Source organism: Mesorhizobium sp. M0598 (assembly GCF_040320865.1).
GTDB lineage: Bacteria > Pseudomonadota > Alphaproteobacteria > Rhizobiales > Rhizobiaceae > Mesorhizobium.
This window is the reverse complement of the sequence record NZ_JAMYQL010000004.1, coordinates 112,020-132,180: the sequence shown is the minus strand read 5'-3', so window position 1 is coordinate 132,180 and position 20,161 is coordinate 112,020. Positions and strand designations below refer to the sequence as shown.

Genomic DNA, 20,161 nt, shown 5'->3' with positions numbered 1-20,161 from the left:
CCTAACCACTTAGCGGAAGACCGCCACGACCAGGGAGGGCGCTGCATGACGATGCAGCCTGCAAGTACCGAGATCGCATCGCGCACCGCGGCGATCATCCACGAGCTGAAAGGCCTCGAAGGCCCGCTGCTGCCGATCCTGCACGGTATCCAGGAAGAGTTCGGTTATGTGCCGCAGGACGCGCTGCCGGTCATCGCCGAGGCGCTGAACATTTCCAGGGCCGAGGTGCACGGCGTCGTGACCTTCTATCACGATTATCGCAGCCAGCCGGCTGGCCGCCATGTGCTGAAGCTCTGCCAGGCGGAAGCCTGCCAGTCGATGGGTTCGGATGCGATCGCCGCCAAGCTCAAATCATTGCTGGGCATAGGCTTCCACGAGACAACCCGTGACGGTTCGGTGACGCTGGAGCCGGTCTATTGCCTCGGCCTTTGCGCCTGCTCGCCGTCGGCGATGCTGGACGGGGAGGTGATCGGTCGGCTCGACGACGAAAAGCTCAACGAGATCGTTGCCGAGGTGCGCTCATGATCCCGCGTATCTATATTCCCGGCGATTCCGGCGCGCTGGCGCTCGGTGCGGAAAAGGTCGCCAAGGCGATTCGGGCGGAACTGGCCGAGCGCGGCATCGAGGCCAAGATCGTGCGCAACGGCTCGCGCGGCGCCTATTTCCTCGAGCCGATGGTCGAAGTGGCAACAGCTAATGGCCGCGTCGCCTATGGGCCGGTGAAGCCCTCCGACGTCAAAGGCCTGTTCGACTGCGGCTTCCTCACCGGCGGCCACCACAAGCGCTGGCTGGGCGCACCGGACAAGATCCCGTTCCTTGCCAGGCAGACGCGGCTGACCTTTGCGCGCTGCGGCGTCACCGATCCGCTGTCGCTCGATCACTACAAGGCGCATGGCGGGCTGAAGGGCCTGCAGAATGCAGTGGCGATGACGCCGGCCGAGGTCGTCAAGCAGGTGACCGAGTCCGGGCTGCGCGGTCGTGGCGGCGCCGGCTTCCCGACCGGCATCAAATGGAAAACTGTGCTCGATACGTCGGCCGACCGCAAATACATCGTCTGCAATGCCGATGAAGGCGATTCCGGCACGTTCGCCGACCGCATGATCATGGAAGGCGACCCCTTCGTGCTGATCGAAGGCATGGCGATCGCCGGCATCGCCACCGGCGCGACCAAGGGCTTTATCTATATCCGCTCCGAATATCCGCACGCGGTGGCGGTTATGCAGAAGGCCGTCGAGATCGCCCGCAAGGCCGGCGTGCTCGGCGTCAATGTGCTCGGCTCGGCCAATTCATTCGACATGGAAGTGCGCGTCGGCGCCGGCGCCTATGTTTGCGGCGAGGAAACCGCCCTGCTCGACAGCCTCGAAGGCAAGCGCGGACAGGTGCGGGCCAAGCCGCCGCTGCCGGCGCACAAGGGCCTGTTCGGCAAGCCGACAGTGATCAACAACGTCATCTCGCTGGCCTCGGTGCCGGTGATCATGGACAAGGGCGCCGCCTTCTACAAGGATTTCGGCATGGGCCGTTCACGCGGCACCATCCCGATCCAGATTGCCGGCAACGTCAAGTATCCCGGTCTCTACGAGGCGGCGTTCGGCATGACGCTGGGCGAGATCGTCGACGATATCGGCGGCGGCACGGCGACGGGACGCCCGGTGAAAGCGGTGCAGGTGGGTGGCCCGCTCGGCGCCTATTTCCCGCGCGCGCTGTTCGACACGCCGTTCGACTACGAAGCGTTTGCCGCCAAGGACGGGCTGATCGGCCATGCCGGCATCGTCGTTTTCGACGACAGCGCCGACATGCTGAAGCAGGCACGCTTTGCCATGGAATTCTGCGCCATCGAGAGCTGCGGCAAGTGCACGCCGTGCCGCATCGGCTCGACGCGCGGTGTCGAGGTGCTGGACCGGCTCGCCCAGAACGTCGAACCGGAAAAGCAGATCGCGCTGGTCACCGACCTTTGCAACACGATGAAGTTCGGCTCGCTTTGCGCTCTCGGCGGCTTCACCCCATATCCAGTGATGAGTGCACTCAACCATTTCCCGGACGACTTTCGGCCGACGCCGGTCGCCGAAGCAGCGGAATAGGAGCGGACAGGTATGAACGCGGCATTCGACATCAAATCGCTGGTCCAGGAAATCGACTACGGCACACCCGCCTCTGAAGCGGAACAAAAGGTAACGCTGACGGTCGACGGCAAGTCGGTGACGGTGCCGGCGGGGACCTCGATCATGCGCGCTTCGATGGAAGCGGGCGTCGAAATCCCGAAACTCTGCGCCACCGACATGCTGGACTCGTTCGGCTCCTGCCGGGTCTGCCTCGTCGAGATCGACGGGCGCGGCGGCACGCCGGCCTCGTGTACGACGCCGGTCGGCGAAGGCATGGTCGTGCATACGCAGAGCGACCGGCTAGACGCCATTCGCCGCGGCGTGATGGAACTCTACGTCTCCGACCATCCTGCCGCGTGGGGCGAGAAGGCCGGCACTGGCGCCAGCGAGTTCGACAAGGTCGTCAGGACGGTCGGCCTGACCGAGAACCGCTATGGCGTGGACGGCCGCAACCACGTCAAGCAGGAAAACGGCGTGGCGCCCGGCCATGGCTCGCTGACCATCGATTACATCGCCCGCGATGAATCGAACCCGTATTTCACCTACGATCCGACGCAGTGCATCGTCTGCTCGCGCTGCGTGCGAGCCTGTGAGGAGGTGCAGGGCACGTTCGCGCTGACCATCGAGGGCCGCGGCTTCGAATCCAGGGTCTCGGCCGGCATGCACGAGGCGTTCGTCGATTCCGAATGCGTGTCGTGCGGGGCCTGCGTGCAGGCCTGCCCGACCGATGCGCTGAGGGAAAAGACCGTGCTGGCGAAAGGCCTTCCCGAGCGCTCGACCGTCACCACCTGCGCCTATTGCGGCGTCGGCTGCTCGTTCAAGGCCGAGGTCAAGGGCGACGAGGTCATCCGCATGATGCCCTACAAGGCAGGCAAGGCCAACCACGGCCACTCCTGCGTCAAGGGCCGCTTCGCCTATGGCTACGCGACGCACAAGGACCGTGTCCTGAAACCAATGATCCGCGAGAAGGTCAGCGATCCGTGGCGCGAAGTGTCGTGGGAAGAGGCGCTCACCCATACGGCGAATGAATTCCGCCGCATCCAATACCAGTACGGCCGCACCTCGATCGGCGGCATCACCTCCTCGCGCTGCACCAACGAGGAGACCTACCTCGTCCAGAAGCTTGTCCGGCAGGGCTTCCGCAACAACAATGTCGATACCTGCGCCCGCGTCTGCCATTCGCCGACCGGCTATGGTCTCGGCCAGACCTTCGGCACCTCCGCCGGCACGCAGGACTTCGATTCGATCGAGCAGACGGACGTGATCCTGCTGATCGGCGCCAATCCGACCGATGCGCATCCGGTGTTCGCCTCGCGCATGAAGAAGCGCATGCGCGAGGGCGCCAAGCTGATCGTGCTCGATCCGCGCCGCACCGACATCGTGCGCTCGGCCCACGTCGAGGCGCAGTTCCATCTGCCGCTGAAGCCGGGCACCAACGTCGCCATGCTGACCGCACTTGCCCATGTCATCGTCACCGAGGGTCTGTTCGACGAGGCCTTCATCCGCGAGCGCTGCGACTGGGACGAGTTCCAGGACTGGGCATCGTTCGTGGCGCTGCCGGAAAATAGCCCGGAAGTGGTCGGCCAGCTTGCAAATGTCGATCCCGACGACATACGCGGCGCGGCGCGGCTCTACGCCCGCGGCGGTAACGGCGCGATCTATTACGGCCTCGGCGTGACCGAGCACAGCCAGGGCTCGACCACCGTCATCGCCATTGCCAACCTCGCCATGGCGACCGGCAATATCGGCCGGCCGGGCGTCGGCGTGAATCCGCTGCGCGGTCAGAACAATGTGCAGGGCTCCTGCGACATGGGCTCGTTCCCGCACGAGCTTCCCGGCTATCGCCATATTTCAGGCGACGCGGTGCGCGCCATCTATGAGAGCCTGTGGGGCGTCAAGCTCGACGACGAGCCCGGCCTGCGCATCCCCAATATGCTGGATGCGGCCGTCGACGGCTCGTTCAAGGGGCTCTATGTGCAGGGCGAGGACATCCTGCAGTCGGACCCCGACACCAAGCATGTCGCCGCCGGTCTCGCCGCGATGGAATGCGTCGTCGTGCACGACCTCTTCCTCAACGAGACGGCCAACTACGCGCATGTGTTCCTGCCCGGCTCGACGTTCCTCGAGAAGGACGGCACCTTCACCAATGCCGAGCGCCGCATCAACATGGTGCGCAAGGTGATGGAGCCGAAATGCGGCTATGCCGACTGGGAAACGACGCAGGAGCTCGCCAAGGCGCTCGGCCTCGGCTGGAACTACACGCATCCGTCCCAGATCATGGACGAGATCGCCAAGACAACCCCAAGTTTCGCCGGCGTTTCCTTCGACCTTCTCGACCGGGTGGGCTCGGTGCAGTGGCCCTGCAACGAGAAGTCGCCGGAAGGCACGCCGATCATGCATATCGGCGGCTTCGTGCGCGGCAAGGGCAAGTTCATCCGCACCGAATATGTGGCGACCGACGAAAGGACCGGACCGCGCTTCCCGCTGCTGCTGACCACCGGCCGCATCCTGTCGCAATACAATGTCGGCGCGCAGACCCGGCGCACCGACAATGTGGTCTGGCATAGCGAGGACCGGCTGGAGATCCATCCGCACGATGCCGAAAATCGCGGCCTGCGCGACGGCGACTGGGTGCGGCTGACCAGCCGCTCCGGCGAGACGACGCTGCGCGCGATGATCACCGAGCGGGTGTCGCCGGGCGTCGTCTATACGACCTTCCACCATCCCGACACCCAGGCCAACGTCATTACCACCGACTTCTCCGACTGGGCGACCAACTGCCCGGAATACAAGGTGACCGCGGTGCAGGTGGGTGCATCCAACGGCCCGTCGGAATGGCAGCGCGACTATGACGAGCAGGCAAAGCAAAGCCGCCGCATCGCCCCGCTGCAAGCAGCGGAGTAGCGGTTTTGGTTTCGTGCCGGAGTACCCCCCTCTGGCCTGCCGGCCATCTCCCCCTCAGGGGGGGAGATTGGATGTCATCTCGACTTTCGCCAATCACCAAAGTCGAAAGGTGCGCTGCGACGCCTGAACTGCCGATCTCCCCCCTTGAGGGGGAGATGCCAAATGATGACAAAGAGGGCAGGCCAGAGGGGGATGCCGCGTGATGCCCAAACGTCGTGCTGTCACACAGATCAGCCGCCTGGCGCGCCGCGCCGGCGGTACTGCGGCCGCCAACCGCATGGTGCCGGAAGAGACGCCGGTGGCGTTCTCCTTTGCCGGCACCACGCATGCGGTGATGATGGCAAGCCCGGCTGATTTCGAGGATTTCGCGCTCGGCTTCTCGCTGACCGAAGGCATCATTGCCTCGCCGGACGAAATCGAAGCGATCGAGGTCGAGGATCACGGCGCCGGCATCGATATCCAGATCCGGCTGAAGGACCAGGCCAACACCCGCTTCGAAGCGCGGCGGCGCAGGCTCGCTGGGCCGGTCGGCTGCGGGCTGTGCGGCATCGAATCCATCGAAGAGGCAATGCGCTCGGTAAACCCGGTCGGTGCGTCGCAACTTACACTTCAGTCCGATGACATCGTCCGCTCGGTCAAGCTTTTGTCGAAGGTGCAGCCGCTGCACGCCGAGACCGGTGCCGTCCACGCCGCCGGTTTTTACCTTTCCGGCAAGGGCATCGTCATGGCGCGCGAGGATGTCGGCCGCCATAACGCGCTGGACAAGCTGGCCGGCGCGCTGGCCAAAGCCGGTATCGACGGCAGGTCGGGGGCCGTCGTCGTCACGTCGCGCGTTTCGGTCGAGATGGTGCAGAAGACCGCGGCGATCGGCTCGGCCGTCATCATTGCCGTCTCGGCGCCGACCGCACTTGCCATCCGCACCGCAGACGATTCCGGCATGACGCTGGTGGCGCTGGTGCGCGGCGACGATTTCGATATTTTCACCCATCCTGACCGAGTGGTTTCCGGAGTTGCCAAGCATGTCGCATGACGAGGGCCACCTCATGAGCACCAGCGAAAAGCTGGTTCGCATGGCCAACCAGATCGCCGCCTTTTTCCACTCAAAGCCGCGCGAGCAAGGCATTGCCGGCGTCGCCGAGCACATCAACAAGTTCTGGGAGCCGAGGATGCGCCGGCAATTGTTCGAGATGCTGGACAGCGGCGGCGAGGGGTTCAACGAGCTTGTCGTCGCGGCCGCGCCACACATCAAGCGGCCGGGCGCGCCGGAGGGCGCAGGTTTCAGCGCTGGCGGAGCGAACACCGAGACGACCGCCGCGTCACAGAAGTAGGCGCCGCGGGCCCACATTCACGCTCTCTAAAGTTTCACCTGCCGCAAGCTGCGCGCCTCTGCTATGATCCGGCGATAAGAAATCGTCGGGTCGGGCGGACAACTCGTGAGGCTGATCGAAACTCGATACGCGCTCAGTGGTGACGTGCGGATCGCCTATCAGGTGGTCGGCCAGGGATCGTTCGATCTCGTCGCCAGCGCGCAGGGCGTACATGTCGGCGAGGTCGAGTTGCGTGGGCCGCCGACGGGGTTGACGGCGCGCGTGACGATGCAGCTTGCCGGGCATGCCGGGCGCGGCGACATCCTCGCTTCGCGGCTGGTCGCCGACCTCGCCGCCGGTTCAGGCCTTCATTTCAATGACGCCGGGCGCATCGCGCTTGACGAGCTGGATGAGCCGCTGGCGCTGGTGCAGGCGACCTCGGAACAGCATCTGGAGCCGGCCTGCCGGCCGAAGGCCAAAGCTGCCGAGCCGGCCGCACTGACGGCGCGCGAAAGCGAGGTGGTGAACCTCATCGCCGATGGCAAGAGCAATGCCGCGATCGCCGCCGAACTCGGGCTGAGCGAACACACCGTCAAGCGCCACGTCGCCAATATTCTGCTCAAGCTGGACCTGCCGTCGCGGGCGGCGGCGGCGGCGTTCTCGGCCCGGCACGCTGGCCCGCACGGGCCATAGGAGCCATGGCGCTTTCGGGCGAAGCGGCCGGGCATGCGTAAGCGCTATCACTTCGTCCCATGCAGGCCAGGCGGATGTCGCCGGGAAAGGCGCTGCGAAGGGAGGAATAAAATGCTGAAGTCGACACTCAAATCACTGGTGCTGGCGGCAGGCGTTGGCGCGCTGTTGGCGATCGTTCCTGCCAAGGCCGAAGACGCCTCAGCGACCGCTGCCTACAAGGACATCCAGGCAACGCTCGGCTTGGTGCCGGACATGTTCAAGACGCTGCCGGATGTCGCCGTTGCCGGCGCCTGGGCCGAGATCAAGGGCGTGCAGCTCAACCCGAACACCGCGCTCGACGGCAAGACCAAGGAATTGATGGGCCTCGCCGTCGCCTCGCAGATCCCCTGCCAGTACTGCATCTATTTCCACACGCAGGCGGCCAAGCTCAATGGCGCCAGCGACGAGGAGATCAAGGAGGCGGTGGCGATGGCGGCGATCGTGCGCCACTGGTCGACGATGCTCAACGGCAGCCAGGTCGATCTCGCCACTTTCAAGAAGCAGTCCGACGAGGTGTTCGCGGCCGTCAAGGCGAAGTCGCAGTGAACCACCTGCCCGTCTATGAGCGCCGGGCGGTTCTGATCAATTGAACGCCCGGTGAAGACGGGCCTATGGAGGAAAAAATGCTGACCAAGACACAGACGATAGACGGCGCTGCGATCAAGAAGGCGATTGAGGGCCGTGATGGAAAATTGCTGGCGAGCTTCTATGCCGACGACGCATTGGTGCGGGTGATCGACCGCAACAACCCGCCGAGCAAGCCGCGCGAAATCCGCGGGCGCGCAGCGATCACCACGTTCTGGGACGACATCTGCAGCCGGGCGATGACCCACAAGGTCGACACCACCATCGCCGACGGCAACAATCTCGCCTTCACCCAGGCCTGCTCCTATCCGGACGGGACCAAGGTATTCTGCGCGGCGATGCTGGAGCTGAAGAACGGCCAGATCGCACGGCAGACGGTCGTGCAGGCCTGGGACGAATAAGGAGGCGGCGATGTTCAGTGCCAGATGGCAGATCGACGCAAAATTCGGCCACAAGCAGACCGTGCTCTGTTGAAGAAATGGGAACGCGAGATCGGCTCGCAGGCCGGTCTCGACGACCTCAAGTTCCAGATCATGACCGGATCGATCGACGCGGGAAGCGACGGTCGGGTCACATCACCAGGTCGAAAGCCTCGCCAGTTGGAGGCGTTCTTCGCCAGGATCGGCAAGATCGACGCGCACGCCAAATGGGGCAAGGAGATGGAGCCCTATGTGGTGTCGGGGCACCAGCTTGTGGAACAGGGCTATCGCATTTGGGAAGATGCCCCCTCACCCGGATTGCCAACCGAATTGCGAAAGGCAATTCGGGCAATCCGACCTCTCCGCGAGGGGAGAGGAGATCGCCGGCGTTGATCTCAGCCTCTTCTCCCCTCGGGGAGAAGGTGGCCGCCCGGCCGGGACGGCGCAGCCTCCATGATCACGGAGAGCAAAACCCCTACTCGCTCTCGCCGTCCAGCGCCGGCACCGACACGCCGGCAAGCTCGGCCGCGAGCAGCCGCGACGCACCGGCGCGTGCGATCCGCAGCATCAGCGCCTTGCGCGTCGCCGCTGCCATGCGGTGCTCGGGCGCATCGCGCAAAATCTCGGCACCGTAGCCGTCGGAGAGAATGAAGCCGCACTCCTCCGGAAATATCTCCTGGGGTACGCCGGGATGGGTGGCGAAGAAGAACCGGTCGGAATGCAGCCGGTAGTCCGGCCATTTGCGGTCGACCCTGAAATCCTCGATCGAGGATTTGATCTCGATGATCCAGATGTCGCCCTGGCGGGTCAGCGCGACGAGATCGGCGCGCCGGCCGGTGGCCAGCGACAGTTCGGGCAAGACATGCGCGCCCATCTGCCCGAGCAGCCGCTGCACGCCACGCCTGACCAGCATGGCACGCTCCGACTGGCGGCCGTCGATGAGCGGGTTGAGGGGAATCGGGGAAATGATGGGCATGGCGGACACCATGCCAGATTTTGTTCACGGTTTGAACTGTTTTATGCGGGGCGATTCTATGGTTGACAAACCCGCTGGCGAATTGCGCCTGCGCTGGTATGAAAGAGGGGGTCATTGGGGGAATCCAGCGATGCGGTTTTGGAAAAGCGTCAAACGGCACTTCATGGCCATAGACTTGAGTTACGTTTATGTGCCCCTTCGCGGCGCTTGGTCGTTTCGGTTCTTCATCAAGTTCGACCCAAACAATGACAAGAAATTCGTGGAATTTAAATTCTGCCATTTAGGCGCGGCCGAGGCCCTGTGTAGTCTGAGCGTCGAGGAGTTCAATGACCTCGTTGAAGGCGTTCTGAAGGGAAGGCAGAACTAGAAAGGCCACTACCCGCCAGCGTTACCAAGCCGTAGGGGAATGGCGATCCCCTTCATAGAGCGCAAAGCCCTTTCCCTCTGACGAAATATTGTTAGCGTACGTTTCGACTTTTTGAGTCGATTATTTCGCAATACTCCACCTTTCCACAAGGTGGGCCGCTTGCATCTGGCAGCAGCTAATTTAGCTGATCAATGGGCGCTTGTTTTGGACAGTAGGTTGAGAACCAATACGCCAGCCAAAATTAAGCCCATGCCGACGAACCCAGCCAAGTCCGGTTTTTGCCCACAAAATCCAGGCGACCAGCGCGACCAGAACAATGCCGCCGCCCCGGTCCTGCCGAACCCGCAGCTCAAGCTTGCCGACACGGGTGACAAGGGTGCGGCCATAATAACCCGAGCGGTAGCCAAGCCGCTCCGGTGTGCGTTCGCTCTTCGAAGCGCCCAGCGCCTCGTCCATTTCGGCCTCGAGCACCTTTAGCTAACCGGCATCATGCCCTCCAGAGCAATAATTCTCGTCTTTGCGCAGCGTTCGCGGATGGCTTTGAGGCGGCCGTATTCTGGAGAGTCGTACCATGCCAGGAGGGACGCCATGTCCGGGAATTCGACAATGACGAGGCGATGAGGTTCCCAATCGCCCTCCAGCACTTTGGTGGCTCCGCCGCGAGCGATGTACCTCCCCCCATAGCGGGCTTCGGTTGCCGGCACATCCCGGCGGTATTCCTCGAAAACGGCGGCGTCGGTTATGTCTACATCAGCAATAAGATATGCGGCCATTGACCTTACTCCCCTTGGGGAAGGCAATTGAAACAGGTCTATTAGCAGACCCGCAACTAAGCCAGCGGTACTACGCCTCGGAAACGACTCGCGTTCTCCCGGATTGGGGCGCTTAACTGTCTTGGTGGGGGCAGCTCTGGGAGGAGAGACGAACCATGCCGATGTATCTCACGCGATTCAGCTACAGGCCCGAAACCTGGGCGCGCTTGATGGATAATCCCGAGGATAGACGCGAGGCTGCCCGTTCCTACATCGAGTCGGTCGGCGGAAAGCTGCACGGGTTCTGGTATGCCTTCGGGGAGTACGATGGCTGGAACCTATGGGAGGCGCCGGACAACGTGTCGATGGCATCCGTCATGCTCGCCATCGGTGCGGGAGGCGCGCTCAGCTCGTACCAGACCACCGTCCTGTTAAGTGTCGAAGAGACGATGGACGCGCTTGGCAAAGCGAAGTCGATCCGGTACCGCCCGCCGGGATCGTGACCGCCGCCCGCGCTTTGCGGAGTGTCGAAGGCTGGGGAACGCTTGCTCTCGGACGGCGCACGTTGCAGCTTGCGCTTTCAATGTCTGCCACGGATTCTAGGAGGAGCATTAGATGACGGAAGATGACGACCGACGCCGGAGGAAATCCGCTCGGCCATCAGAGGCTGGGCGGTGCTTGGGGCAATTATCGTTGCCGTGTTTGGTGCGGCCTACGTCATGATCGATAGTTGAATGGCCAACGATCCTGGTCGCCCCGATGGATTGCCTGAAAAGATCGGCACGGTCCTTGGTGCATTGGTGGTGATCGGCACGTTCGGGCTTCTGGCTTGGACCGTGCTTCGCGGCGTCCTTTATTAAACCCGGCCTGTCTGGACTTTCCCCTGCGGCGGCCGCGTCTCAGGCCGATCTCCTCGTAGCAACGGATGGTCTTGGCCGCAGGCCAGAGCGCCGGGCAGCGTCACCGACATTCATGGGTGATTTCCTCGGCTCGGGGTTCTTGTTCCTGGCCCATTGATTTTGCAACATAATCCTGCGGGGGCTGTTGCCGAAATGCCATAGTCGCAGGTTTACCAGCACGCAAGTCCAAGGATGTAGGCATCGCCCGCTTGGCAAGCAAAGCAAATGCCAGCATGAATGAAGATGAAAAAAGCGGCCGACTCGAGCCGCTGTTGTTTGGGCAGGCATCGGACCTTTTCATGCGCATGAAGTCACTTGCAATCGTCGCGGCCCTGGCGCTGTCGACGGCTGTCGCCGGTTGCAGCACCATCGGCTCGCAGATCTTCACCAACAACTACGGCGCGGTGACCGACGCCGGCTATCACCTGCCGCGCGTTCCGATCGAAAAGGTGCCGTTCAAATACCGCCGGCAGATCGTCGACTACGACACCAGGGAAAAGCCGGGCACCATTATCGTCGATACGCAGAACAAGTTCCTCTATTTCGTCATGGGCGACGGCGAAGCGATGCGCTACGGCATCGGCGTCGGCCGTGAGGGTTTCGAATGGCACGGCACCGCCCATATCGCGCTGAAGCGCGAATGGCCGACCTGGACACCGCCTTCGCAGATGATCAAGCGGCAGCCGGAGTTGGCCAAGTTTGCCGGTGGCATGGAGCCGGGGTTGAAGAACCCGCTCGGCGCGCGCGCTATGTACCTGTTCAACAAGGGCGGCGACATGGGTTATCGCCTGCATGGCAGCCCGGAATGGAATTCGATCGGCAAGGCGATGTCGTCGGGCTGCATCCGGCTGATGAACCAGGACATTATCGACCTCTACGACCGCACCTCGGTCGGCGCCAAGGTCATTGTGATATAAAACCCTTATACGCGGACCGTCTAGGCAACAACACAGACGTCGCAAACAGAAAACCGGGCACTTTGGCCCGGTTTTTTGTTGTCTATCGATGTTGACGATGGAACGTCGCGTCAGGAGACCTGTTCGACATGCTGCACTTCCGGCACAAAGTGCCGGAGCAGGTTCTGGATGCCGTGCTTCAGCGTCGCCGTCGACGACGGGCAGCCGGCGCAGGCGCCCTTCATGTGCAGGAACACGGTGCCGTTCTCGAAGCCGCGGAAGGTGATGTCGCCGCCATCCTGGGCCACCGCCGGGCGCACCCGCGTGTCGAGCAGCTCCTTGATGGTGACGACCAGCTCCTCGTCGGCCTTGTCGTAGAATTCGCCGGTCTGGCTGGTCTCGGCGGCGGGGCCGGCCTTGGCCATCACCGGGGCGCCGGACATGAAATGCTCCATGATGGCGCCGAGGATAGCCGGCTTCAGATGCTGCCAGTCGGGGCCGTCCTTGGTCACGGTGATGAAATCATAGCCGAAGAAGACGCCGGTGACGCCGGGGATTTCGAACAGCCGGCCGGCGAGCGGCGAAGCCGTCGCGGCACTATCGGCATCGCGGAAATCGGCGGTGCCTTCTTGCAGCACTTCCTTGCCGGGCAGGAATTTCAGCGTCGCCGGGTTTGGCGTCGACTCGGTCTGGATGAACATGGCCGTCTCCGTGCCCGTTTCGGGCAGCTAGTTTGGAATAATTCTAATTAGGCTTTATCCGCCCGACATTCAAGGGAAAGGCCTCGGGGGGGAACGGCTGGCTGGCGGAATGTTTTGCTAGTTCGCTGAAACGATTGGAGATGTGTTGAGATTCAGGTCAGGCCGAGCCGAAAATGGTGGTTTCCGTGAACCGGAGCGGAGCGTACTTTTGGTACGTGAGCACCGGAAGCGCAGGAAGCTGCCATTTGCAGGCCGGCCTCACCTGAATATCAGCACATCTCAGGCGAGGCTGTCGATCTCTTCGTCCGACAGGTTCTGCGGCACCACCGTGACCGGGATGGGAAAGGCGGCGCCCTTGCCGGCGACCGCGCCGACCAGCGGCCCAGGCCCTTCCTTGCCGGCGCCTGCCGCCAGCACCAGGATGGCGATGTCCTGGTCTTCCTCGATCAGCTTGTGGATCTCTTCGGTCGGCTTGCCTTCGCGCACCACCAGTTCCGGCTCGATGCCGAGCTTCTGGCGCACCTTGTTGGCGTAGCTGTCCAGTGCGGCACGCGCCGTGGCGGTCGCCTCCTCGCGCATGATCTTCTCGACGCCCAGCCAGTGCTGAAAATCATCCGGCTCGATGACATAGAGCAGCACCAGTACGCCGCCCGTGCTTTGCGCCCGCTTCGAGGCGTAGGCGACGGCGCGCTCGCATTCGGGCGTGTCGTCGATGATCGCCAGGAACTTGCGGCGATGACCGACTTCGCGGCTGAGGCGTTTGGAGACCATATTCACCCTGTTCGATGGTTTCGGCCGCAATCTGCCACCGCCACAGCCCGCCCGCAAGCGACCGGCGGCTGTGGCAATGCTGGTGCAGCTTAAAGCGCGTCGCGTTCGACCAGCGACGCGCTTCAGGTTCTTGTTTTATGCATGTCGTTATCGCAAAACCGCTGCACACTTTTGCGCGACATGCATTAGCCTTGCAGCAGGCCGATAATGTCGCGCACTGTCTTCATGGTCGCTTCGGCCAATGTGCCGGCACGCTCGCCGCCATCCCGCAGCACCGCGTCGACATAGGCGCGGTCGCTGGAGATGCGGCGCATCTCGCCGGCGATCGGCGCCAGTTTTTCCACCGCAAGGTCGGCCAGCGCCGGCTTGAACACCGAAAACTGCTGGCCGCCATATTCCTTCAGCACCGCCTCTTTCGAGATTTCGGCGAGGCCGGCATAGATGCCGACGAGGTTTTCCGCTTCTGGCCGGCCGGCAAGCCCGTCCAGTTCGCCGGGCAAAGCCTCCGGGTCGGTCTTGGCCTTGCGGATCTTCTTCGAGATGGCATCGGCGTCGTCGGTCAGGTTGATGCGCGACAGGTCCGACGGATCGGATTTCGACATCTTCTTCGAACCGTCGCGCAGCGACATGATGCGCGCTGCCGGGCCGCCGATGACCGGCTCGGTCAGCGGGAAATAGCCGTTCACCGTCTCTTCGCCGACCTGCATCTCGACGCCGACGCCAAGCGCTGCGATGCGGTCCGAAAAGTCGTTGTTGAATTTCTGCGCGATGTCGCGGGTCAGCTCCAGATGCTGCTTCTGGTCGTCGCCGACCGGCACGTGGGTGGCGCGGTAGACGAGGATGTCGGCGGCCATCAGGGAGGGATAGGCGAGCAGGCCGAGCGAGGCGTTCTCGCGGTCCTTGCCGGCCTTGTCCTTGAACTGCGTCATCCGGTTCATCCAGCCGATGCGCGCCACGCAGTTGAAGATCCAGGCAAGCTCGGCGTGCTGCATCACCCTCGACTGATTGAAGACGATGTGCTTGGTCGGATCGATGCCGGAGGCGAGAAACGCCGCGGTGATCGAACGCGTCTGGTCCTGAAGATCCTCATAGACGAGCTGTGCGGTCAGCGAATGCAGGTCGACGACGCAATAGATGCAGTCGGAAGTGTCCTGCAGGGCGACGAATTTCTTGATGGCGCCGAGATAATTGCCGAGATGCAGATTGCCGGTTGGCTGGACGCCGGAAAAGACGAGCGGCTTGAAGGCGGGCTGGTTGAGGTCGGTCATAGTGTTTCCCTGGCTTGTGGAGGGCCGTTTCGCGCGCGGCGAAAGTCTTGCGACGGCGCGCTTATGGACGAGAGCGAGGAGGCGATCAAGAGGGGTATTGGCTAGGCCGCGCAGGGCCTTGGCCGTGGCCGAGCAAGACGCCGCAGAAGGCTGTTTGAAGGGATGGCGCCGACCAGAATCAAAAACCCCGCCTTGCGGCGGGGTCGTCGGTGCGAATCAGCACCATACTCAAATTAGTAGCATAGCTGCCGGCACAAAGCAAGAACAAAATAGCTCGCCTCGGCAATCGCTTCGATTTGGCTCAGGGCCACATTGACGGACTGATGTAGATAGCTACATAATATTTGCTACACAGCGGAAGCAAAACAATGACGATCAACATCAACAACAAGGAAGCGGACAGCCTGACGCGGGCTTTTGCCAGGCTTGAAGGTGTCGGGATCACCGAGGCGATCGTGATCGCCATGCGCGAAGCCTTGGAGCGCCGGCGCAATCGCGAGACGCCGCTGGAGACGGCGGCACGGCTCCGGGCCGAGTTCGGTATTGAGCTGAGCGAGCAGGCGCGCAAGCCGCTGCCGCGCTCGGTCTACGACGAATTGTCCGGTGAAGACTGATGTTCATCGATGCAGCCGCTATCGTTGCAATACTGAGCAACGAGACCGAAGCCCCGCGCTGCGCGCAGGCGGTCATGAAGGCGTCGGCTCCGTTCACGTCGGCTATCGTGGTTTGGGAAGCCGCGATGGCGCTTTCGCGATCGGAAAAGCTAGCCGTCCCGGTCGCCACAAGCTTCAAGATAGTCAGCCGTTTTCTCGAAGAGCGTGGAATCACCTTGCGGGAGCTTCCGCCTGCCTCTGACGCGGCATCTCTGTCAGTCGAGGCTGCATCGCGGTTTCGCAACAACGCTGGCCGCCTGAACATGGCCGACTGTTTCCACTACGCCTGTGCGCGCTACTATGCCGTTCCGATGCTTTCGACGGCGGACGAATTCCGCTTCACGGATCTGGAGACTGTTGCTTGACCGGCTGGGAGCCCTTGCGCCCGATATTGCGGCGGATCATGCCGAAATCGGCGCCGCCGGTGGCGAAGGCAGTAACGAAGTAGAGCAGCGCCCCGCCGGCGACGAGCGCAAGCAGCGTTACCGCCTTGATCACCAGCGGCGAGCCGGAGCCGAGCCTTGCGGCGAACCAGTGTTCGGCAAGATAGAGCGCCGCGGCCATCACCGCCGCCGACAGCACCAGCCGCGGGATGCGTTTCATGAGCGGCACGTCGCGGCCCCAATGGCCGCGCCGGATCAGCACGGCGAGCAGCATCGCCGCATTGACCCAGCCTGCGACAGCGGAGGCAACGGCAATGCCGGGCGCGCCCATGGTCGGAAACAGCGTCAGCGCCGTCGTAATGTTAACCCCCACCGAGATGGCGGCAAAAATCATTGGCGTGCGCGTGTCCTCGCGGGCGAAATAGCCTGGGGTGAACGCCTTGATCAGCACGAAGGCCGGCAGGCCGAGGCCGAAGATCGCCAGGATTGCCGCGACCGTCGGCGTCGAATTGTTGGCGGCAAAGGCGCCGCGCTCATAGACCAGCCGCACGATCGGCTCGGACATGACCAGCAGCGCGGCCGCCGCCGGCAAGGTCATGAACAGGGTAAACTCGACCGAGCGGTTCTGCAGATTGGCGGCCTCGACCAGATTGCCTGATTTCAGCGCCCGCGACAGTTCCGGCAAAAGCACGATGGCGACGGCGACGCCGACGACGCCCAGCGGCAGCTGGTAGACGCGGTCGGCATAGGCCAGCGACGACACCGCGCTGTCCTGCGCCGACGCGATCGCCGTGCCGATCAGCTGGTTGATCTGGGTGATGCCGCCGGTGATCGCCGCCGGCAGCGCCAGGATCAGCAGCCGCTTGACGTTCGGCGTCATCTTCGGCCGCCGGAAGCCGATCGAAATGCCGGCATGGCGCACCGCCGCCCAGACGATCGCCAGCTGCACCAGGCCGGCCGCCAGCACGCCCCAGGCCAGGCCGAAACCAACGGTGCGGGCGTCCGAACCCTTGTACCAGGCATAGGCAAGCACGGCGATAAGGATGACGTTGAGGAACACCGGCGCCACCGCAGCGGCGAAATAGCGGCGCAGCGAATTCAGCATGCCGGCCATCATGGCGCCGAGCGACATGCAGATCAGGTAGGGGAACATGACGGTCGCCAGCGCCACCGTCGTCTCGAATTTTCCCGGCGTGTCGGCAAAGCCCGGCGCCACCAGGTAGCGCACGATCAGCGGCATCGCCAGTTCCATGGCGATGGTCAGCGCCAGAAGCGCCGTGAACAAGACGCCGAACACCTCTTCGGAAAAGCGCTTGGCGCCGTCGGTGCCGTGCGTCTCGATCTCCTTGGCGAACAGCGGCACGAAGGCGGCATTGAAGGCGCCTTCGGCGAACAGCCGGCGAAAGGTGTTGGGAAACTGGAAGGCGGCGTTGAAAGCGTCGGCGATCGGCCCGGTGCCGAGTGCGGCAGCCATCAGCATCTCGCGGCCGAAACCGAGGGCGCGGCTCATCAGCGTGCCGGAAGCGACCGTGGCGAATTTCTTGACAAGGCTCATGCGCTTGAAGACTGCCTGTGCGATTGGGGCAAATGGAAGGTAACAGTCACTCGGCGGCCGTTTTGGTCTTGCCGCGCTCGGACGCCGTGCCCTCGAGCACCGCGATCAGCCTGTTGCGGATGGTCGCCGTACGCGACGGGCTGTCGATCTTCTGGCCGGTGAGATCGGTGACGTAGAACGTGTCGATGACCTTTTCGCCGAAGGTGGTGATGTGGGCCGAGGCGATGTCGAGCGACAGGTCCGACAACATGCCGGTGATCTCCGACAGAAGGCCCGGCCTGTCCAGCCCCTCGACCTCGATCACCGAGAAACGGTTCGACAGCGTGTTGCGGATCTCGGCGCGTGGCGGAATACGGAAAACCTTGGCGCCGCGCCGCGGCTTGGTCCGCTTCTCGATCATTTCGGGCAGCCAGCTCTTGCCCGATAGCACGTCCTCGATCAGCCGGCCGACGCGCTCGGCACGGCGGCGCTCGTCCTCGTCGAGGTCGAACTCCCTCGAGATCAGGATGGTGTCGAGCGCCCGACCATCTGAGGTGGTGAAGATCTGCGCGTCGACGATGTTGCCGCCGGCCGCGGCACAGGCGCCGGCAATCACCGAAAGCAGGCGCGGATGGTCCTGCGCAAGTACCGTGATCTCGGTCACTGCCTCGAACTGGTGGGTTTTCACCATGGTGGCGAGCTTCTTGCCGGCGTGATCGGCCTCGCGGATGAATTCGGCATGGCGGAGTTTGTCGGGAAGATCGACCGCCAGCAGATAGTTCTCGTAGTGCTGGCCGACATAACGCTTGCGGGCCTTTTCCGGCCAGTCGGCAAGCGCCTCGGCCAGTTGTTCGCGCGCCGCCGCCGTCCGTTTGGCGCGCGACACCTCCGAAAACCCGCCGGTCAACAAAAGCTCGGTCTCGTAATAGAGCGTACGCAGCAACTGGCCCTTCCAGCCGTTCCAGACCCCGGGCCCGACGCCGCGGATATCGCAGACGGTAAGCACAAGCAGCATCTTCAGCCGTTCGACCGACTGCACGATGGCGGCAAAATCCTCGATCGTCTTGCGGTCGTTGAGATCGCGGGTCTGCGCCGTCATAGACATGACGAGGTGGTTCTCGACCAGCCAGGCGACCGTTTCGGTGTCGGCCGGCGAGAGCCCCATATGCGGGCAGATGCGCCGGGCGATCCTGGCGCCGGCTTGCGAATGGTCCTCCGGCCTGCCCTTGGCGATGTCGTGCAGCAGCACGGCGACATAGAGCGCCTCGCGGCTCTTCTTCAGCCCCGGCATCAGCGAGTGGGCGAGTGGATGGATCTTTTCCCCGTCGCCGCGCTCGATCTCGGCCAGCACCCCGATGCAGCGGATGAGGTGCTCGTCCACCGTGTAGTGGTGGTACATCGAGAACTGCATCATGGCGACGATCTTGCCGAAGTCCGGGATCAGCTTGGCAAGCAGTCCGGCCTCGTTCATGCGCCGTAGATTGAGCTCGGCGTTGCGGTCCGAGGTCAAGATGTCGAGGAACAGCCGGTTGGCTTCCTCGTCGCGCCGCAGTGCCTTGCCGACGAGGCCGAGCGAACGGGTCAACAGCTTCAGCGCATCGGGGTGAAATTCCAGGCCGTGCTTGTCGGCGAACCAGAACAGCCTGAGGAGATTGACCGGATCGCGCTCGAACACCTCGTCGTCGGCAATGTTGATGCGGTGGTTGTCGACGATGAAATCGGCCGTGCCGGCGAGCTTGCGCTTGCGGCGCGAAAAGGTGAGGAAAATGCGGTTGAAGCCCGGCACATGCTTGGCCTGCTCCTCCTCGAGCGCGGCGCAGAAAATGCGGGTTAGGTCGCCGACATCCTTGGCGACGAGGAAGTAGTGCTTCATGAAGCGTTCGACCGCCGACAGGCCGGGATGGGTGGTGTAGCCCAGCCGCTCGGCAATGTCGCGCTGGATGTCGAAATGCAGCCGCTCCTCGGCCTTGCCGGTGAGGAAATGCATGTGGCAGCGCACCGCCCATAGGAAATCCTCGGCCTTCTGGAATTCTCTGTATTCGGCGTCGGTGAAGACGCCCTTGTCGACCAGTTCCTCGCCGGTGCGCACGCGGTAGAAATATTTGGCGATCCAGAACAGCGTCTGCAGGTCGCGCAGGCCGCCCTTGCCGTCCTTGACGTTGGGTTCGACCAGGTAACGGCTCTCGCCGGCCTTGGCGTGGCGCTCGTCGCGTTCGGCGAGCTTGGCCTGGACATATTCGGGGCCGGTGGTGCGCACCACCTCGTGGTCGAAGCGTTGCAAAAGCTCGTCATAGAGCTTTTGCTCGCCCCACAGGAAGCGCGCCTCCAGGATCGAGGTGCGGATGGTGATGTCGGTGCGCGACAGCCTGAGGCACTCGTCGATGTTGCGGGTGGCGTGGCCGACCTTCAGCCCGAGATCCCACAGCATGTAGAGCATGTATTCGACGATCTGCTCGCCCCATGGCGTCTGCTTGTAGGGCAGGAGGAACAGCAGGTCGATGTCGGACCCGGGCGCCAGCGTGCCACGGCCATAGCCGCCGACGGCCACGACCGCCATGCGCTCGGCCGATGACGGGTTTTTGACGCGATAGACATGGGTGGCGGCGAAGTCGTAGAGCGCGCGGATGATCTCATCCATCAGATGCGACAGCCGGGCGGCGCAGGCGGTACCGCTGCCATCGTCCATCAGCATGCGTTCGGCGACCGTGCGGCCGTCAGCGAGCCGGCTTTTGAGAAGCTTGAGAACGCCGCTGCGCGCGGCCTTGCCGGAGCCGTCGCCTGCCGACGCCTCGGTCAGTTCGGTCATCTCGCGGCGCAAGGCTTCGCCGTCGATCAGTTCCTCGAGCTTCAGGGATATTCTTGCCATAAATGCCGTTCGGCCTCGCCGTTTCGGCGGCGTCTATAGCGCGTTTTCG

General features: G+C 63.3%; 22 protein-coding genes and 2 pseudogenes. 15 read left to right on the top strand and 9 right to left on the bottom strand.

Annotated elements, in window-relative coordinates:
• Nucleotides 1-45 precede the first annotated feature (45 nt).
• The 9 genes from NKI59_RS07465 to NKI59_RS07425 all read left to right on the top strand — a co-directional run bounded on the left by NKI59_RS07465 (nucleotide 46) and on the right by NKI59_RS07425 (nucleotide 8,439).
• Entirely contained in the window at nucleotides 46-525 is a 480-nt protein-coding gene (locus NKI59_RS07465; RefSeq protein WP_352448523.1) for a formate dehydrogenase subunit gamma, read from the top strand.
• Nucleotides 522-2,078 carry a formate dehydrogenase beta subunit gene (locus tag NKI59_RS07460; protein WP_352577475.1) on the top strand — a complete coding sequence of 519 codons (1,557 nt, stop codon included), beginning with the start codon at nucleotides 522-524 and terminating at the stop codon, nucleotides 2,076-2,078. Before NKI59_RS07465 ends, NKI59_RS07460 begins: the two co-directional genes overlap by 4 nt.
• 12 nt (nucleotides 2,079-2,090) lie before the next feature.
• Nucleotides 2,091-5,003, top strand: coding sequence for a formate dehydrogenase subunit alpha (fdhF, locus tag NKI59_RS07455; protein ID WP_352703318.1), 2,913 nt, complete (start codon nucleotides 2,091-2,093; stop codon nucleotides 5,001-5,003).
• Between the two features lie 202 nt (nucleotides 5,004-5,205).
• The gene (gene fdhD, locus NKI59_RS07450) at nucleotides 5,206-6,033 is read left to right on the top strand and encodes a formate dehydrogenase accessory sulfurtransferase FdhD (RefSeq protein WP_502901032.1); all 828 of its coding nucleotides are present in this window, start codon (nucleotides 5,206-5,208) and stop codon (nucleotides 6,031-6,033) included.
• Nucleotides 6,023-6,331, top strand: coding sequence for a formate dehydrogenase subunit delta (locus NKI59_RS07445; RefSeq protein ID WP_352570237.1), 309 nt, complete (start codon nucleotides 6,023-6,025; stop codon nucleotides 6,329-6,331). The genes fdhD and NKI59_RS07445 overlap by 11 nt, the downstream gene beginning before the upstream one ends.
• A 105-nt stretch (nucleotides 6,332-6,436) precedes the next feature.
• On the top strand, nucleotides 6,437-7,003 hold the full coding sequence (locus NKI59_RS07440) for a helix-turn-helix transcriptional regulator (RefSeq protein ID WP_352703314.1): 567 nt from the start codon (nucleotides 6,437-6,439) through the stop codon (nucleotides 7,001-7,003).
• A 111-nt stretch (nucleotides 7,004-7,114) separates the two neighbouring features.
• Nucleotides 7,115-7,588: a carboxymuconolactone decarboxylase family protein gene (locus NKI59_RS07435; RefSeq protein ID WP_352455046.1), complete on the top strand. Its 474-nt coding sequence runs from the start codon at nucleotides 7,115-7,117 to the stop codon at nucleotides 7,586-7,588.
• 77 nt (nucleotides 7,589-7,665) lie between these two features.
• Nucleotides 7,666-8,028, top strand: a complete 363-nt coding sequence (locus tag NKI59_RS07430; protein WP_352448516.1) for a nuclear transport factor 2 family protein — start codon at nucleotides 7,666-7,668, stop codon at nucleotides 8,026-8,028.
• A 69-nt stretch (nucleotides 8,029-8,097) separates the two neighbouring features.
• Nucleotides 8,098-8,439 (top strand): hypothetical protein, encoded by a 342-nt coding sequence (locus NKI59_RS07425; protein ID WP_352703312.1) that lies wholly within the window; start codon nucleotides 8,098-8,100, stop codon nucleotides 8,437-8,439.
• Between the two features lie 82 nt (nucleotides 8,440-8,521).
• On the opposite strand, the gene NKI59_RS07420 is transcribed toward NKI59_RS07425, so the two are convergent.
• Nucleotides 8,522-9,022 carry an MmcB family DNA repair protein gene (locus NKI59_RS07420; protein WP_352703310.1) on the bottom strand — a complete coding sequence of 167 codons (501 nt, stop codon included), beginning with the start codon at nucleotides 9,020-9,022 and terminating at the stop codon, nucleotides 8,522-8,524.
• Here NKI59_RS07420 and NKI59_RS07415 point away from each other — a divergent pair.
• Nucleotides 9,021-9,389: a hypothetical protein gene (locus NKI59_RS07415; protein ID WP_352703308.1), complete on the top strand. Its 369-nt coding sequence runs from the start codon at nucleotides 9,021-9,023 to the stop codon at nucleotides 9,387-9,389. The genes NKI59_RS07420 and NKI59_RS07415 overlap by 2 nt on opposite strands.
• Before the next feature lie 188 nt (nucleotides 9,390-9,577).
• On the opposite strand, the pseudogene NKI59_RS07410 reads toward NKI59_RS07415, so the two are convergent.
• The 3 genes and pseudogenes from NKI59_RS07410 to NKI59_RS07400 all read right to left on the bottom strand — a co-directional run.
• Nucleotides 9,578-9,716 (bottom strand): annotated as a pseudogene (locus NKI59_RS07410) (DMT family transporter); the annotation flags it as partial.
• Nucleotides 9,711-9,863: pseudogene (locus NKI59_RS07405) on the bottom strand (transposase); the annotation flags it as partial. The pseudogenes NKI59_RS07410 and NKI59_RS07405, both read right to left, overlap by 6 nt.
• A complete protein-coding gene (locus NKI59_RS07400) occupies nucleotides 9,863-10,162 on the bottom strand; it encodes a DUF1330 domain-containing protein (RefSeq protein WP_023717905.1) in 300 nt (99 codons plus the stop codon). The pseudogene NKI59_RS07405 and the gene NKI59_RS07400, both read right to left, overlap by 1 nt.
• A 155-nt stretch (nucleotides 10,163-10,317) precedes the next feature.
• Between NKI59_RS07400 and NKI59_RS07395 the strand changes: the two genes are divergently transcribed.
• The 3 genes from NKI59_RS07395 (at nucleotide 10,318) to NKI59_RS07385 (ending at nucleotide 11,957) form a co-directional block, all read left to right on the top strand.
• Nucleotides 10,318-10,644 (top strand): GYD domain-containing protein, encoded by a 327-nt coding sequence (locus NKI59_RS07395; protein WP_023676390.1) that lies wholly within the window; start codon nucleotides 10,318-10,320, stop codon nucleotides 10,642-10,644.
• Nucleotides 10,645-10,875: 231 nt separating this feature from the next.
• Entirely contained in the window at nucleotides 10,876-11,001 is a 126-nt protein-coding gene (locus tag NKI59_RS07390) for a hypothetical protein (RefSeq protein WP_352448513.1), read from the top strand.
• A gap of 338 nt (nucleotides 11,002-11,339) precedes the next feature.
• Nucleotides 11,340-11,957, top strand: a complete 618-nt coding sequence (locus NKI59_RS07385; RefSeq protein ID WP_352448678.1) for a L,D-transpeptidase — start codon at nucleotides 11,340-11,342, stop codon at nucleotides 11,955-11,957.
• A gap of 110 nt (nucleotides 11,958-12,067) precedes the next feature.
• Here the strand turns inward: NKI59_RS07385 and NKI59_RS07380 are convergent, their stop codons facing one another.
• The 3 genes from NKI59_RS07380 to trpS all read right to left on the bottom strand — a co-directional run bounded on the left by NKI59_RS07380 (nucleotide 12,068) and on the right by trpS (nucleotide 14,676).
• A complete protein-coding gene (locus NKI59_RS07380) occupies nucleotides 12,068-12,637 on the bottom strand; it encodes a NifU family protein (protein ID WP_023676386.1) in 570 nt (189 codons plus the stop codon).
• A 279-nt stretch (nucleotides 12,638-12,916) separates the two neighbouring features.
• A complete protein-coding gene (locus NKI59_RS07375) occupies nucleotides 12,917-13,408 on the bottom strand; it encodes a universal stress protein (RefSeq protein ID WP_023676385.1) in 492 nt (163 codons plus the stop codon).
• A 185-nt stretch (nucleotides 13,409-13,593) separates the two neighbouring features.
• Nucleotides 13,594-14,676: a tryptophan--tRNA ligase gene (trpS, locus tag NKI59_RS07370; RefSeq protein WP_352703305.1), complete on the bottom strand. Its 1,083-nt coding sequence runs from the start codon at nucleotides 14,674-14,676 to the stop codon at nucleotides 13,594-13,596.
• 368 nt (nucleotides 14,677-15,044) lie between these two features.
• Here trpS and NKI59_RS07365 point away from each other — a divergent pair, with 368 nt between their 5' ends.
• Both NKI59_RS07365 and NKI59_RS07360 read left to right on the top strand, forming a co-directional pair.
• Nucleotides 15,045-15,290: a type II toxin-antitoxin system VapB family antitoxin gene (locus tag NKI59_RS07365; RefSeq protein WP_023676383.1), complete on the top strand. Its 246-nt coding sequence runs from the start codon at nucleotides 15,045-15,047 to the stop codon at nucleotides 15,288-15,290.
• Entirely contained in the window at nucleotides 15,290-15,694 is a 405-nt protein-coding gene (locus NKI59_RS07360) for a type II toxin-antitoxin system VapC family toxin (RefSeq protein ID WP_352703303.1), read from the top strand. The genes NKI59_RS07365 and NKI59_RS07360 overlap by 1 nt, the downstream gene beginning before the upstream one ends.
• On the opposite strand, the gene murJ is transcribed toward NKI59_RS07360, so the two are convergent.
• Together murJ and NKI59_RS07350 are read right to left on the bottom strand one after the other, a co-directional pair.
• Nucleotides 15,669-17,267, bottom strand: a complete 1,599-nt coding sequence (gene murJ / locus NKI59_RS07355) for a murein biosynthesis integral membrane protein MurJ (RefSeq protein ID WP_352703301.1) — start codon at nucleotides 17,265-17,267, stop codon at nucleotides 15,669-15,671. The genes NKI59_RS07360 and murJ overlap by 26 nt on opposite strands.
• A gap of 46 nt (nucleotides 17,268-17,313) precedes the next feature.
• Nucleotides 17,314-20,112, bottom strand: coding sequence for a [protein-PII] uridylyltransferase (locus tag NKI59_RS07350; protein WP_352703297.1), 2,799 nt, complete (start codon nucleotides 20,110-20,112; stop codon nucleotides 17,314-17,316).
• Between the last annotated feature and the right edge of the window lie 49 nt (nucleotides 20,113-20,161).